This is a genomic window from Paenibacillus sp. UMB7766-LJ446, from assembly GCF_030226665.1.
Taxonomy (GTDB): Bacteria; Bacillota; Bacilli; order Paenibacillales; family Paenibacillaceae; genus Paenibacillus; species Paenibacillus vandeheii.
The window spans coordinates 357,290-373,424 of record NZ_JASOYM010000006.1; the positions used below are offsets into that span (position 1 = coordinate 357,290).

The window sequence follows — 16,135 nt, forward strand, 5'->3', positions numbered from 1 at the left end:
CCTCATTCCTCTATAAAATCTTCGAGACTATGGTGCAAATCATGGAGTGTTCGATACTTTCCATTTAACTTCATTAGTTCGTCGTGAGTCCCATCCTCAGCAATTCGACCATCCTCCATGAGGATAATGCGATCTGCCAAAGGAATTAGATTCAAACGATGGGTAATCAGTATTGCAGCTTTATTTTGCAGGAAAGTCTCCAGGGCATTTATTATGATTTGTTCTTTCCCTTGATCCAATGCTGAGGTGGGTTCGTCCATAATTACCAACGGACTATTCTGATGAATAAATGCCCTCGCCAAGCCTAAACGCTGTTTCTGCCCACCAGAGAAATTGTCTCCCTTCTCACTTAAGGATGTATCATAAGACAGAGGCAAACGTTCAATATCTTCGTTCATTCCCGCCAAGGAGGCTGCATGGAGAATATCCAGTTCCGTGGCTTCGTCCATAGCTAATTTAATATTCTCGCCTACTGTACCTGAGAACAAGAATATTGATTGACCAACGTAAACGGACTTATCAATTGCTGATCTGAATTCGCCACTGGTAGGTTGGTAAAGTCCAGAGCATATTTTCGAGAATGTCGATTTACCCGAGCCACTACTTCCTATAACAATAACTTTTTCTCTTTTTTTCAACTCAAAATTGATGTGTTCTAGAATCGTTTGTTCACTATTTTGAGGCTGATAAGAGACATCTCTCATAAAGATTATCGTATCTTCATGAATTGGTTTCCTATCATCCGAGTGAACGGTTTCGTTCTCATTTGTGCTTGTTTTTGTATTTAAAAACTTATTAATGCGTTGAAAGGCTCCTACTCCTTCTTGTAAACGACTATACTGATCAGACAACCCGATTACGGGCCATATCACTAATTCAAATAGAACGCTGAATGTCACTATGGCTCCTGGCGTTAACGTATTTCTGGAAGCCGCAATAGCTATAAAGATCAGAGCGGTTACATACACGAGCTGAAAACTTCTTTCCGTAAAAATCCGACTCATTGCGTTGGACATGGCAAGCTTCGTTTGGGATTGGTTAAGTGTTCCTCTTTGTTCCATAAACTGGTTGAGGTAAAGAGATTTTGCACCATACATTCTGATGACTGGCAAACCTTGAATAAATTCTTGTGATGTTTCTCTTAACTTTGTTTCATCTTCCTGTACACGACTAGCCTGATATCGAATCCTCTGATCAAATATACGACCAATCAGAAAAAGAACCGGGGAACCCACTGCCCCCAACAATGCCAATACCAGATCAATCCGAATCAAGTAAACAAAAGATAAGATAATGAGCAACAACACGGTGATAAATTCAATTATAGCTTCAATAATTTGCGAACCATGTTCAATATCTTCTTTTAAGCGTGAAGTGAGCTCGCCAGAATGATATTTCTTTATTTCTTCATAAGGCATATGATTTAGTACTGCAAACAACTTCAACGTTAAATCACGATGGACATAGCCCAAAATTTTGACAATAATATGACGATGCACAGCCAATAACAGGATACCTGCAACTAATAAAGCGACCACAATTTGAACAAGATAAAATAAGTGCTCTTTAGTACTGCTGGTTGCCGTGTCGATAAATAATCCCTGGATTTTCGCAACGCCTAATTCAAAAATGACATCAACTAACATTAAAAAAGGAAGAAACACAAGCAAAATTCCGTATTTCTTAGTGTAAGACCATATAAGAGATACGGTCTGTCGTGTGCTAAAACGAAGTTCCAAGTACCTTCCCCCTCACAAAACCTTGCTCTGTATAAGTCGATAATACTTCCCTTTATTATTCATCAGTTCTTCATGGCTCCCCATTTCTTCAATAGTTCCTTCGTTCATGTAGACAATTTTGTTCGCAGAGCGTATTGTATCCAAATTATGAGCTATGACAATCGTTGTACAGCTTTGAACTAAACGATCCAGTGATTCCCTGAACTTTATTCCATTTTCAAGGTCTAATGCGGAAGTCGGTTCATCCAATAACAGGATAGGTGATTTCCGTAAATATACCCTTGCAAGTGCAAGCCGCTGAACCTCTCCTCCAGATAGCTGAACTCCACGCTCTCCAATACATGTCTCATAACCTTGAGGGAGCATTGAAATTCGATCATGCAAATGTGCAAGCTTCGCTGCATTCTCCACTTCGGTCATAGATATATCGCTTAGTCCAAAGCAGATATTCTCTCTAACAGAACCACTAAAAACGATTGCATCCTGGGAGACATAACCCAGACTAGATCTCCATTCGTTAAGATCCATATCTGTTATGGACACTTGACCACTTTTTATTACGCCTTCTGAAGGAGTATACAGTCGTAACATTAACTTCATCAAAGTCGATTTTCCTGCTCCACTTGGTCCGACAATGGCCAGCATCTGACCTGCTTCTATTTGAAAAGATATATTCTTCACCCCATTATTTCCGTTCGAATAACGATAACCTACGTTACTAAACATAATAGAGTGGGAAGTTTGAGAAACGGAGCTCGAATTTCCAGTGAAAGTTTTATTATTTTCCTCTGGCAGATCACTAATGGTGAAAACTCGTTGTGCTTGTGTAATAGATTGAATCATCTCAGTCCACAAACTGGATATGGACAATAGAGGATTGATAAGTTGACCGCTGGTGACCACAAATGTAGCTAATGTCCCTGCAAGTAACTCCCCTTGAATGACTTGATACCCACCAAAACCCAACGTGAAAATCATACCACCAAAGGTAGCAAATCGATTCAGAGAATCGACAGATCTCTCGTACAAGGAGATTTTAAGGGTCCGCATTAGAACCTTGTTTAACCTGCCTTCTAGTACATTTTGAAAATAATTTTGCAATTGATATGTCCGAACTTCTTCAACTCCCTGAACCGCTTCCTGCAAAACTACATCTCTTTGAGCAATCTCATCACCCTGATGGTCGTAATTCTTTCGCAGAACACGTGAAATGGGATACGTGATGATCGGGTAGAGTAAAGTAAAGCCAATCAATCCAATCGTCAGTGGAAGGTTAAGCCAACTGAAATAGGCTAAGCTTAAAATTACTTGTAAGCCATTTTGGAAAAAAACCAGAAATTTTTCATTTACACCTGATTGAGCTTTATCGACAGAATGAAGTAGTCTACCCACAAGATCGCTACTATGATAGCCTTCTAAGGATTCATGCTGTTTACCGTGCAATTGATTCAGGACACTATGTTGCATAGCGGTTACAGATTTATTTTTTACTCGAATCATGACTCTGCCCTGTAAAAGACCTAACAAAACTTGTACAATTGTTGCACCTATCGCCAAAATGGCACCCATATAAACGCTATCAAGGGATTTTGTAGTTGCACCTGATATGATTCTACGGATAGATTCAAGGTATCCTATGTTAACAAAGGCTAAACATGAGATGATAAGCAATAAACAGAGGTAATGAAAAACATAGGCTTTAGAATGTTTGATTAGTCTGACAAACGTTTTACGTGTCGAATACACGGCTGTCTTTCCCATCTCGGCTCCTCTAGTTCGTATCTTCACTTTTGGATTGTTGTTCAATATACTCTAAGATTTCTCTAATGGTTGGAAAGTAATTTAAGTCTAATTTGGTTTCTTCGAATTGAATATCAAATTCATTTTCGATGAGAATTACAAGCTTAATAAAACTGATTGAATTTACTCCTGCCTCGATCAAGTTAGTATCCATGGAAAATTCAATATCTGCCTCCGGAAATTCTTTTTGGATCACATTTAAAAAACGTTGCTCTATGTTCTTCATATTTATTCACTCCCTGTACATGATAAGTTATTCGTTTCAACTGAGATTTGCTGGAGAACTGACTGCTCATCTTCATGAATGAAGAAGTGACCACCTCGAAAAACCTTAACATCCGTGCAAGGAAGAGTAGTAAAATGTTGCCATTCCATCACCGACTTCAGGTCACAAGGTGCATCCCGCTCTCCAATATACACCGACAATGGAATATTAAGAGGATCTGTTGGTATATGCTGATAGTTGTCAACTATATGGAAATCATTTCGGATAATGGGTAAAAACAAACGAAGGAGCTCTGGTTCCTCAAGCAACATTTCCGAAGTGCCTCCCAAATCCCTTAGTGTTTCTATTAGTTGACCGTCGTCCATATCTTTAACTCTTTCTTGCCTGGAAGTCCCGAATTTACCTGGTGGCAAACATCCTGATATGATGATGCGAGTTGGTGGAGGATCACCATTCATTTGAATTTTTCTAGAAACTTCGTAAGCCAACATTCCTCCCAAACTATGGCCAAATATAATATAAGGTGTATCTATATCCCCTCTCTTTAATTGGCTTAACAAATCTTGCGCACCTTCATCAATATTGGAATACAGTGGTTCGTTTAGACGGCTTCCGTGACCACTCATTTCCAGCGGAATAACCTTTATACTGCTCTCTAATTCCTTTTTCCATTTATAATAAATAGAGGAGCTTCCACCGGCATAAGGAATGCAAAATAATATTGGTTTCATTTCAGTATTCATTGATGTGCTCCCATCCATTAATTTTAATCAGTCTCGTCTCCATTTCCACGATTCTGTTTAAGATGTCTTTGGAAGCCATCAATTGATTGGGAGAGTACATATCGGAAAAATATAATTTGCCCCAAATTGCCCGGATATTCTTCCATGCGTCCAATATTTCTCCTATTGTCTGAAGCCGATCTGCTTTACTATCAAAATAAAAGTACCTCGCACACTCTACTTGTTTGGCTGCAACAATGCGATTAAATCCTAGAAATATGGACTCGGCATATACCTGTATCTCACCCTCTTCTAGACATTTTTCTCCAAACCAAGCCGAATATTGTTCCATTTGTTTGATACCCTCTGTGTACTTAGCGCGATGTTTAAATATGTTGTATTCATATGTTTCGATCCAATCAGAGACAAAAGGCTCTTGCTTCGATTCAAACCTATAGGTGGAAATAAGATTCTCATCCGCATGATCCAGTTGAAAAAAAGCATCGTAGCTTTCTTTAAGACTGGCATAAGAAATCCATTTCAATCCATAATTTAGGGATTCTTTGTTGGAGTGTTCCATAATAGCAAACTGCCTCGTATCATCGTTGTAACCAACAATCAATAACGTGTGGGCCCAATGTTCCTTGTGATACATATCCAATCGAATATCTTCATAAAAACAATCGACCCATATAATAACAGGTTTATTCTGATGTATTGAACTGACAAGGTATTCTATAATATTTTCTTGTTGCCGGCTTGTGCAGACTTCATAGTTTTCTTCCTTAAATATTAATTCCGGATCTCGAAAAGGATAATATGTCATATCCAGCATGCCAGGCACTTCTTCGTTCTGACTATAAAACATAATATCATTAGAAATATGTGGATAGATGCTTCTATCCATCCATTCCAGCACGGAGAAAAGGGCGTTATAAAAACAGCTTTTGTAAAAAAATTGGTTGAACGGCTTAATCTCCTTAATGATTTTTAATGCCATTAACTTCCTCTCCCGCCTCTTTTCTTTCCACATATTCCGCTTCTACATACCGAGCAATATCAGAGAGGCGAGAATTTTCAAAAATAACTTCCAGTGTTAAATCCACCTCGTATTTTTCGTATACTTTAGCGATCATATTCATAATATTGATAGAGTTTCCGCCCAAATGTAAAAAGTGATGCTCTCTTCCAATGAATTCAACCCCCAAAATTTCCGTCCAGATCTCGGAGATTTCTTGTTCAAAGCGACCGACTGGCGAAACATATTCGACCATCTCAGGCTCAGGCAAAGCTGAATACTCAATCTTTCCATTCGCGTTAATAGGAAATTTAGAAAGCTCAATAAAGTACGAAGGAATCATTGGTTCTAATAAATGGTTCTCAACTTTTCTGATATAGGTTTCGTATGGATACACAGGTTCGTCATTTGCTCTAATTTCCGTATTCGGAATAACGTAAGCAATGAGAACTAACTCCTCGGAAGGTGCTTCTTTCACTATAACAGCGACGTCTTTCACAAGACCGGAAGCCATGATCACTCGCTCAACCTCAGCTAATTCAACCCGATGCCCTCTAATTTTGACTTGTCTATCTTTTCGCCCTAAAAACTCAATATTCCCGTCGGGTAATGATCTTCCAATATCTCCAGTTTTGTAAACCAAATCGTTGTCGCGCTCTGAAAAAGGATTCTGTATAAATTTTTCGCGATTGAGACCTTCCTCATGGAGATACCCTAAACTTCGATACGGAGTACGTATAATGATTTCACCTTTTGTTCCAACTGGACAAATCTGCAAATCATCATTCAATATAATGACACGAGTTCCGGATATAGGTTGACCGACGGGTATACTAGCTCGATACACATCTTGGGGTTTGATTCTATAAAACAATTTAGCCAAGGTCGTTTCAGTAGGTCCATACAGATTAATAAGCTGTACCCGATCTCCAATGGCCTCATACCAAGATTTCAGCTTTTGCGGAACGATCTCTTCTCCTGCCAAAAAGATATATTCCAAATTCTTATAATGCTCTCTGTTGGGCTTGAAAGCAGTCAGGTTCTTAAACAAACTTGGTGTACAATGAATTAACTGAACTCCGCTATTTTCTAGCCAATCCATTAACTGATTCGTGTTCAGAAGAGTCATCCTAGATTCGGGAATGCAGATTGTCCCCCCTGATAACAAGGGCACTAAAATATCTCTAAAGAATGGATCATGACCTGGAGAAGTGAGTTGACTTACCTTTTTTCTATATAACTCGAATTCACTAGTTTCCCACTCTACATAATGAGTGAGCCCTTTGTTTCTACCGAGTATGGCATGGGGAGTTCCGCTTGTTCCCGATGTGAAGTAAATATATATTGCATCATCCTCATCATATTGAACGGATTCCAATGGTTCGGAAAATAACAAATCGTCCAATTGCTTTCGATTTAGCGTTAGAACCCTAAGCCCGGCTTGCTCCAGTGAAACAAGTCCAAGCATAGAATCTGTAATGACCAATTTCAAATCGGAAGCGACCGCCATCGACAACAATCTTTGGTCTGGATAGTCTGCATCAAGCGGCACAAATACACAACCGGCTTGCCAGATTCCAAGCATAGATGCAATTACCATATAACGATCCTGGAAGCACACACCAACAAATGTGCCTTTCTCAACATTGTTCACGTGTAGCCACTGTGTGATTCGATTCATGTCCTTATATAACTCTGAATACGTGATATGACGACTTAAATATTCCACCGCACAGTAGTCCTTATATTGTGCGAAACTTTCTGATATTCTGTTCTGAATCGTATTCCGAACCTTGTCATCCAATCCGATCACCCATTTCTTTTATAAGTCAGGCATATCAAACACATCTAAAAATACACAAAAAGTAATTATAATGATAAGTATGTCACTTTCGTAAGGGAGGTTTAATTTGAAATCATTACGACTATACTGCTCCACCAATTCATGCACAAAATCTGGATTGAAGTAGCCTTGCTTCGTTAATCGCTCTTTAGAGAGGAGGTTAATCAAATACTCGTCTGCCTCTCTAATTAAGTCGGGACTTCCGGGGGCGACAAAAGCGAATTTCGGCCGTTTGATAATCTCGTTAGGAACCATACTTCGTGCTATTTCTTTGAGAATATATTTTTCATTAAACCCTTTAAGCTTTAAGTGAGGTGGCAAGTTTCGGGAGACAAATTCCATCAACTTATAATCCAGAAACGGGTAACGTGCTTCAACCGAATGCGCATATGCCATGCGATCGCCATGACCTGCCAATAGATGTTCCGGTAGTCTCAACTTGAAATCGATGTAGGAACGTTTATGCAGCAAGTGGATATCCGCAATCTTCTCTTTAGAGATTACAGGATACCGGAGACAATCTATGGATTCAATGTCAGGAAGTATTTTCTCCCCATATAGCCTTAACTTCAATTGTCTCAGTTGACTATAGTCCCGTTCATAGAAAAAGCTGCCATCCCCCCATAACCTTTCTCGTATGGCAACCTCCTCTTCAGCGATGGAATGAGTCCCCTTTTTGGCATTAAATTGATCAAACCGATAGCCTACATAGCCTGCAAAAAGTTCATCTGCTCCTTCACCGGTTAAGACCGCTTTAATACCTTCACGGTTCACCAGCTTGGACAGCATATAGGACGCTGTATTATAACTCTCCTTAAGTGCTGTTTCCGAATGCCAAACCACACTTTTCAAATGTTTAGTGATATCACGAATATCGAATTCGTGTTGGAAATGTTCCGATTTAATCTCATCGACAACTAACTTCTGATAGATAGACTCATTCATACTTTTATCAGCAAATGTAACGGAGAACGACTTCCTTGGCGATGGTGAAAGTTGAGAAGCTTTCAAAGCAATCATGGAAGAATCCAACCCCCCACTGACATAAAGTCCTACCGGGAAGTCAGCCGTTAGCCGAGTTCCAACAGCCTCGGAAAAAATATGGTCCAGTTCTTCAATGTAATCCTGCTCCTCGCACAATGAATCTTCTATTTCGTGCGACTTGGGATAAACGAGATCCCAATATTGAACCTTCTCCATGCGGTTACCAGTAATATGTAAATAGTGTCCGCTTTCCAAGCTGGAAATTCCATGAAATAATGTTCTGGGAGCTATAATACTGGGAAAAGTCAGTAATTGATCTAAAGCAACCAAGTCTACTTTTCTTTCCACAGATGGGTGATGGAGGATGGATTTGATCTCCGATCCAAAAATAAAGTCATCGTTATTCACCGTGTAGAACACAGGGCATATTCCTGCCTGATCTCTAATCAAATACATCTCTTCTCGAACTGAATCATATAATGCAATAGCAAATTGCCCGTTTATATATTGCATAAACTTCATACCATATTTTTCATATAGATGAGGAATAATTTCCATATCACATTTTGTGTGTAAAACGTGCCCCTCAGATTGTAAGGAGCTTTTCAAGCTCTCATAGTTAAAAATTTCACCATTGCATATAGCAATAACTGTGCCGTCTTCATTAAAAAACGGTTGCTGACCATGTTCCCAATCCATCAAACTAAGGCGAGTGAATCCAAAAGCAACTCGATTCCCAATATATTTAGCATGATCGTCAGGGCCCCGATGATGAAGAACTTGCGTCATTTGTTCCAACGTACCTGGAACGATGACTTGTTCTTTAAAACGCATGTTATATACTCCACATATTCCGCACATATGACCCTCCACACATTCTGCATAGTTTCTTCGATGAGACTTCCACATCAATGAGAACGATTCAATCAGAAGTGAATTCTAATCCAATGTAGCTGCTTATGACCCATGACTAGGTCAGATCGTCATTAAAATTGATCATGGTCTGTTTACTTTTCTCACTTCCCGTTAGCTCAAGCTCAACAATGCGTTGATCCATATTTCCGCATGTTTGATTTATTAAGAAAATATAATCATCTAACCATGCTTTCACAGTAGCTTCGTGATATAACTCTGTGCTGTAATCAAATACAATCGTCATCTGCTCATCTTGTTCATAGATTTCCATTTTGAAATCAAATTTAGCAGTATTATTGACAAAAGGTTTGCTTATGAATGATAAATCCTCGATATCTCCAATGCTAGACTTATTGTTTTGCATGATGAACATCGTATCGAATAGCGGGTTTCGATTTAATGGAGTAGAGTAATCAATCTCTTCAACCAAGAGTTCAAAAGGGTAACTCTGATTATTGAGTGCATCATGAACTGTTTTACGAACAGATTGCAAAAACACCCTAAATGTATTCTCTTTATTTATTTTCATTCGAAGTGCAAGCGTGTTAACGAACATTCCAACAATTCTATCCCACTCACTACGGAATCGCCCTGAAGTCGGTGTACCTACAACCAAGTCTTCTTGCCCTGCGTACTTGTGCAATAACAATACATATATTGAGAGCAACACAGTATACGAGGTCGTTTGCTCCTCATGGGCAATGTCCTTAATTTTTCTAATTAAAGAGGTGGGTATATCCATTCGTAAATCTTGCCCGGTACCCTTTCTTACATTCGGACGGCTAAAGTCTGTGGGCATATCAAGAAGAGGGACTCCGTCCTTGAATTGTTCTCTCCAAAACTGCTGTTGTTTCCTTAGCGTCTGTTTCCCTTCTTCACCTTTCTGCCAGTTTATATAATCCTCATAGGTATACCTGCTAAATTCAATCGGACGACCATGATATAAATCAACAAAATCCTCCATTAGAATATTCATAGAAACACCGTCTGATACAAGGTGATGTACATCGAAAAAGAGGCAATGATGTGTCTCCGCACATTCTACTATAGCCACCCGAAACAAAAAATCGCTCGTAATATCAAATGGACGTACAAAATTTCTATATAATGACTCCATGGTTGATTGGGTTTCCAAATGTAAGTATTCAATGACCAAATCGTGTTTTTCGATCCTTTGCATAGCCATATCATTAATATAGTGGAACGATGCATGTATTTGGCTGTGTCGAAGAACCAGTTCTTGAAGAGAGCGCTCCACTCTCTCTACATCCAAGGTCCCATAAATGTCCAGGGAGCCAGGCATATTGTAGCTTGTATTGATCTTTGTTCTTTGAAGGGCGTAGTATATCCCTCTCTGTGCATACGTAAGAGATATAAATTCTTCTTTTTTATGGGTTCGATGAATATGGTCGAGGGATACCATCTGTTTCTTGTCCCATTGTGATTCTATATAACTTGCGAACTCGTAAAGTGTCGGACTCACTAATAATTGGCTAATTTCAAGATCTATATGAAGTTGGTCTCTTAATTTATTGATGATTTTCAAAGCAATTATAGAGTCTCCACCCAAATCGTAAAAATTTGCATCTACATTGATTTCGCTGTATCCTAAGACCTCTTTCCAAATTTGGATCACCTTTTGTTGAATCGTATCGGCGTCTCCTGCATTGGAAGAATTATTCCGTGGATGCTGGTTTGTTACATCCAACCAACATCGAATTCTTTCAAATGGGTACACAGGCAATGATATTTTATGCACTGGTTTCTCATACAGACTTTCAAGCTGAACCTGGTCACCTTGCAAGTAGCTATGCAATAGCGTACTTACTGAGTCAGATAACGCTAACGGATGAAACAGTAACGGCGTTTCCGCCGCAGGATTAGTATAGTACACATGCTCCATCTCGTTGTTTTGCGGATTTAAGCGGATCGACTCCAATTTCTGGATAAGATCTTCATAATTATGGAACATAATTAATACTCGCTCCGCATACTGTCCCCTGCCCGTATTAATTGTATAACACAGCGCTTTCAAGTCAACATCTGGATTTAAAGACAAAAACAAAGCATAGGCGTTCATCAGTTCAACTAGTGTACTGTAATTGTGAGCAGAAATAGTTAAAAACTCAAACGAGGTTTGACTTGTTTTTTCGATAATTGCACTCTTTTGTTCGTTCTCCACATACTCTTCAAGGACAAGATGACAATTCGTCCCACTCATACCAAAGGCACTGATTCCACAACGCCGGATGCCGGAACCTGCTTCCCATAAAGAGAAATCCCGATTCACGTAGAAGGGAGAATTAATAAAATCAATCAGTTCATTAGGAGAATCAAAGTGTAGAGAAGAAGGAATCGCTCTCCTTTTCAAAGACAACACACTTTTAATAACTCCTGCAATTCCGGCCGTTCCATCCAAATGACCAATATTAGATTTTAAAGATCCTATGGCGCAAAATTGTTTTTGATCTGTGAATCTTCTCATTGCTTTTGTCAAAGCTTCAACTTCAATAGGATCTCCGATCTTTGTACCTGTCCCATGAGTTTCAATATAAGATAGGGTACTCGGATCGATTCGAGCATCTTTCCACGCTTTAATCAGCACTTCTTCCTGCGCTGTTACATTAGGCGTCGTTATTCCAGCGGATCTACCATCTTGGTTTGTTGCGCTTCCCTTGATAATCGCATAGATATGGTCACCGTCATTTTTAGCTGCAAGTAACGGCTTTAATATAAGGGCAGCTACTCCTTCCCCACTCACGGTTCCATCTGCCCCCTCCGCGAAAGCACGAACCCGGGACGTAGAGGATTCTATACCGATCTGGCTTTGACTTTCTGTCGGTAAAATACTCAGATTCACTCCGCCGCATATAGCGGCCGTACAATCCCCGTTTCTTATCGCTCGAACTGCAGTATGAATTGCAACTAGTGAAGATGAACAAGAGGTATCAATTACCATACTCGGTCCCTTCAAATCCAAAACGTAGGAAATTCGGCTGGCGATGATCGCATTCAGGCTACCTGCGACATTTTCTAATTCAGGAGCGATATCCTGCACAAAATCTTGATATAGCCCTCCAGCGTTGCCGCTAAAACCGAGATACACTCCGGTTTCGCTTCCTCTCAACTTCCTTCCTCCATACCCCGCATCTTCTATAGCTCTCCATGCTACCTCCAGAAACAATCGTTGATTGGGGTCCATTGCTTTTGCTTCAGCTGGCGATAGTCCAAAAAAGGGATAATCGAACTTATCGATTTGATTTAAAAACCCAGCTTTTACATACTGGGGATTCTCGATGTCCTTATACTTTAAATAGTCGTCTACATCTTTCTTTCTGCATTCCGGCAACTCACCGATCAGATCTTTGCCTTCACGAAGGTTTGCCCAGAATTCATCTAAGGAATCCGCGCCTGGGAAATATCCATCCATCCCAATAATCGCAATGTCTTTATTGTCCATTTTCTGAATGGTCATTTCATTGAGTGGGGCGTTAGCTGGTTTTATATTAAGGTCAGTCAATTTGATCATCGTGGCTTCCTCCTCTGGCTCGATGTTTAACCCTGGCTTTCTATTCTCAAGTTATATTTGCGATGGAGGGCATGGAGGATCGTTGTTTTCCTCTCCATAGGTATCTTCTTATTTTCAAGAATCGTTAAGAACAATAGACCCGCTCGATGGATTCGATCTTCAGCAGTTCCCGGTGCACTTGAAAAGCTGTATTTTATGGCCTCTAACTCTTTGTATGCTCGCACAACTGTCCGATCATATTCAGCTACATCTTTATTGTAATTCCGAGTACCAGCTGCAATAGACAATAGATGGTTATACATTTCTGATTCATCATTCTTTTGATAATTTTCGAAATCATCCACGCTAGATAGTGCATGTACGTTTACACCTTCCATATATTGAAGCATCTTCTGAAAGATATTTTTAGGCGGCATACTCGTTAGGTGTGTAACACCATGCCTAACGGCCATTTCCATCGATTTTGTCCATAACACAGGTTTGGTCAGTTGCATTTCCAAGTTTTCCACGATACAATCAGCGCCCGTATAAGCTTGACCCGTTACATTAGAGATAATTGTGCATCGTGGAGGGCTCCATTCTATTGTTCTTAAACGCCTTCCAAGAAGTTCTCCTGCCTCGTGCATCAATGGACTGTGAAAAGCACCCGAAACCTGAAGAGGAATCACCTTATAACCTCTCTCTTTCCATTTTGTCTCTGCACTCATAAGATCACTTCTCTTACCTGTCAGCACAATCTGATTAGCCGAATTGTACGCCCCAATCCAAATCTGCATATCGTTTAAGCGTAAATCAGCGCACTCCTGTTCAATATGCTGCAAGTCTTTTGCTTCGTACTCTAAGGCAAACATGGCTCCGTTCCCCGAGTCGGCTACTTCCTCCATGACTTGCGCGCGATAATGTACAACGCGAAGTAAGTCTTCGAACGATGCGGCTCCAGAAGATGCAAGCGCAGAATACTCACCTAAACTATGGCCCCCCATAATTTCGGGGGCCAATTGATGCATGTTCTGAAGTTGACGGTATGCTGCGACACTTAACACAAAAATAGCAATTTGGGCATTTATTGTTCTCTTTAATTGTTCTGACGTTCCACTAAAACATAGATTAGACACTGAAAAATCCAGGATATCACTTGCTTCATCAAATGTTCTTTTTATAATGGGGTAATGGTCATAAAGGGCTCTCCCCATACCGGTAAACTGTGCTCCTTGACCGGGAAAAAGAATCATTGTTTTATACATAATACGGGTCCATTCCTCTCAATTCCAATTTGAGAAAATCGATGATATCACCTCGCGTGATGAACTCTTCCCATTTTTCTTCTGGCAAGACAACACCGAATTTTTGATAGATTTCGGATAGGAATGCAAACTTATGCCAAACTTCCTCACTATTCAGATTAAGTCTGTCATTCCAAGAAACAGCATTTTCTCCCCAAACGTTGTACATGGCATTTTCTACAAATTTTTCAAGTTCAGAAAGTCCCTCTTGCTGAACGTGCTCTACTCTCCTGGATTCCATAGGCAAAAATTTCAACTCAGTTGGTTGACTATGTAGGAGCGGGATATATTGTTCAGCATGAGTTAGTTCCTTCTCATTATTAATGAATATATCCCACTCACCCACAGATTCGATACACTCGCTTTTGCTTTCAGTTTCCTTTGCTGGCTCCACATTCTCCAAGTATTCGTCGTCCAAACCTTGTCCATATACACAAACGATATGGCTTACTTCATCGGGTATACGTGACACTGGTATCGTAATCACTCGCTCTCCTTCATGCACTACCTCATGTTCCATCCAATCGTTATCTCGTATAAATTGATGGATGGCCTTATTTTTATCTCCGTTAATCAATACAAGTTCAATTTTGGTTAGTTGCCGTTCCAAGCAAAACTTTTTCAACAAAGAGAATACTGCAACCTCGACACCTCTTCCAAGGACTCGGCAACTCAGCAAAAAGGTATCAATAATCAATGCTTCATGCATCATTTTAGTAATGATTAACCCCGTAAGGCCGTATGATCCAAAACGGTCTGTAACTTCAATCGCCCAACAGACATAATTCCGATCTTGCATCAATTCATACATTTCCTTTTCCGACCTTCGGATAATGGTTGAGTTGAACTGATTGGTTCGTTGAGTCAATTGTGCCAGTCTTGGAATCATACTAGAGTCGGCCACATCCATATACAATTGGAGACCCAGTTCATTCAGATAATCTTCTGGCGACTTTGTTTCCAATGTTTTCCGCTGTACATTGGTCAGCTGCATTTGGGTGCGTTTTCGGTCTTCATTTGTAATTAACAACTTGTCTAATGCCCATACATGGGATAAAAACGCAGGAATTTGCATTTTATCTTTTGGCAGTTTTAGAGTCAAAACTTCAGGCAGTTGATTCATAACTTCTAAACACTCATGTGGACTATCATCTATGAAAATGATGCTGTCCATTCCTAGGTTCAACTCTTGGGCAATCTCGCGAATATTTTCTGCCTTGCTCTTCCAGTTAATCCTCCAACTTACGAAATGTTTTTTTTGCAGTAACATATCCTTATGGTTTTCGAACACATTCCACACATCTGATTCGTTATTTTTGCTGGTTATGCACAAGAGCATGCCTTCTTCCATTTTGGAAATCATGGTCTGCTGAAGTGATTGGAACGGCATATCTATTCCTACATTTAACTGGTTTTCACCACATATACCTTCCCATAATGTATTATCACAGTCTAGGACAATGACTTTGAATTTCTGATTATTCAAAGCGTGCAATTGTCTTATGAGATAAGCCCCCATTACTGCATCAAACGACTGGGAGAATGGCATCTGCGCCAGATTATCCTTGACATAATCGAACGGATTCTCAATGACATACAATTTTTGGCTGCGTTCAAAATCCACAAGGTGAACACCGGAAATGCCACTTAGAGCATCTCTCCATCGTTGGTTCAACTCTGTAATATAGCTAAATAGCGTGTTACTTAAACCTGCTTCGGTGGATATAGGGAAGATGGCTACGATGAGCGCCTCCTTTTGGGAGGCACTCTCAATAGCATTTAATGTTTCTTTAAAGGCATACTCTAACTTTTCGCATTTTTGTGGTTCCATCATGTGGTCATCGTCACGAATCCAATCCTCAAATCTATTAAAAACAACGCGATAATCGAATGAGTTCATGAACTGACTTCTAGGGTATAACAAATCAGGCAACATCCGCTGCTTATGGAGCGTAACGTTCAGTTTGAAAGGTAACATTCTTTCTGCCCACCATTCCATATGCGGCACAATAGGGTCCGATTCAAAAGTCGATGTAATCACTAACTTACGAGTGTTCTCTTCTGCAATTGTCAATA

Annotated in this window: 10 protein-coding genes; all 10 read right to left on the minus strand. The window is 39.9% G+C overall.

Features of this window, described 5'->3' with window-relative positions; translation table 11 throughout:
- Nucleotides 1–2: 2 nt before the first annotated feature.
- Nucleotides 3–1,739 carry an ABC transporter ATP-binding protein gene (locus tag QP794_RS17720; protein ID WP_285078286.1) on the minus strand — a complete coding sequence of 579 codons (1,737 nt, stop codon included), beginning with the start codon at nt 1,737–1,739 and terminating at the stop codon, nt 3–5.
- 12 nt (nt 1,740–1,751) lie between these two features.
- Complete coding sequence (locus QP794_RS17725) at nt 1,752–3,500, minus strand: ABC transporter ATP-binding protein (protein ID WP_285078287.1); 1,749 nt, start codon at nt 3,498–3,500, stop codon at nt 1,752–1,754.
- A gap of 10 nt (nt 3,501–3,510) precedes the next feature.
- A complete protein-coding gene (locus QP794_RS17730; protein WP_285078288.1) occupies nt 3,511–3,765 on the minus strand; it encodes an acyl carrier protein in 255 nt (84 codons plus the stop codon).
- Nucleotides 3,766–3,767: 2 nt separating this feature from the next.
- Nucleotides 3,768–4,508, minus strand: coding sequence for a thioesterase II family protein (locus QP794_RS17735; protein ID WP_285078289.1), 741 nt, complete (start codon nt 4,506–4,508; stop codon nt 3,768–3,770).
- The gene (locus QP794_RS17740) at nt 4,498–5,487 is read right to left on the minus strand and encodes a C39 family peptidase (protein WP_285078290.1); all 990 of its coding nucleotides are present in this window, start codon (nt 5,485–5,487) and stop codon (nt 4,498–4,500) included. The genes QP794_RS17735 and QP794_RS17740 overlap by 11 nt, the downstream gene beginning before the upstream one ends.
- A complete protein-coding gene (locus tag QP794_RS17745) occupies nt 5,468–7,318 on the minus strand; it encodes a non-ribosomal peptide synthetase (protein ID WP_285078291.1) in 1,851 nt (616 codons plus the stop codon). The genes QP794_RS17740 and QP794_RS17745 overlap by 20 nt, the downstream gene beginning before the upstream one ends.
- A gap of 9 nt (nt 7,319–7,327) precedes the next feature.
- Complete coding sequence (gene asnB / locus QP794_RS17750; protein WP_350338878.1) at nt 7,328–9,241, minus strand: asparagine synthase (glutamine-hydrolyzing); 1,914 nt, start codon at nt 9,239–9,241, stop codon at nt 7,328–7,330.
- A 61-nt stretch (nt 9,242–9,302) separates the two neighbouring features.
- Nucleotides 9,303–12,776, minus strand: coding sequence for a condensation domain-containing protein (locus tag QP794_RS17755; protein WP_285078293.1), 3,474 nt, complete (start codon nt 12,774–12,776; stop codon nt 9,303–9,305).
- Between the two features lie 26 nt (nt 12,777–12,802).
- Nucleotides 12,803–14,020, minus strand: a complete 1,218-nt coding sequence (locus tag QP794_RS17760; protein ID WP_285078294.1) for an ACP S-malonyltransferase — start codon at nt 14,018–14,020, stop codon at nt 12,803–12,805.
- Nucleotides 14,013–16,133: an HAD-IIIC family phosphatase gene (locus QP794_RS17765; RefSeq protein ID WP_285078295.1), complete on the minus strand. Its 2,121-nt coding sequence runs from the start codon at nt 16,131–16,133 to the stop codon at nt 14,013–14,015. Before QP794_RS17765 ends, QP794_RS17760 begins: the two co-directional genes overlap by 8 nt.
- Nucleotides 16,134–16,135: the final 2 nt, after the last annotated feature.

Excerpts from the sequence above, each read along its gene's own strand:
- QP794_RS17735 (WP_285078289.1), bottom strand. The coding sequence starts at position 4,508 with ATGAATACTGAAATGAAACCAATATTATTTTGCATTCCTTATGCCGGT.
- QP794_RS17755 (WP_285078293.1), bottom strand. The coding sequence starts at position 12,776 with ATGATCAAATTGACTGACCTTAATATAAAACCAGCTAACGCCCCACTC.
- QP794_RS17725 (WP_285078287.1), bottom strand. The coding sequence starts at position 3,500 with ATGGGAAAGACAGCCGTGTATTCGACACGTAAAACGTTTGTCAGACTA.
- QP794_RS17760 (WP_285078294.1), bottom strand. The coding sequence starts at position 14,020 with ATGTATAAAACAATGATTCTTTTTCCCGGTCAAGGAGCACAGTTTACC.
- QP794_RS17740 (WP_285078290.1), bottom strand. The coding sequence starts at position 5,487 with ATGGCATTAAAAATCATTAAGGAGATTAAGCCGTTCAACCAATTTTTT.
- QP794_RS17730 (WP_285078288.1), bottom strand. The coding sequence starts at position 3,765 with ATGAAGAACATAGAGCAACGTTTTTTAAATGTGATCCAAAAAGAATTT.
- asnB (WP_350338878.1), bottom strand. The coding sequence starts at position 9,241 with ATGTGGAAGTCTCATCGAAGAAACTATGCAGAATGTGTGGAGGGTCAT.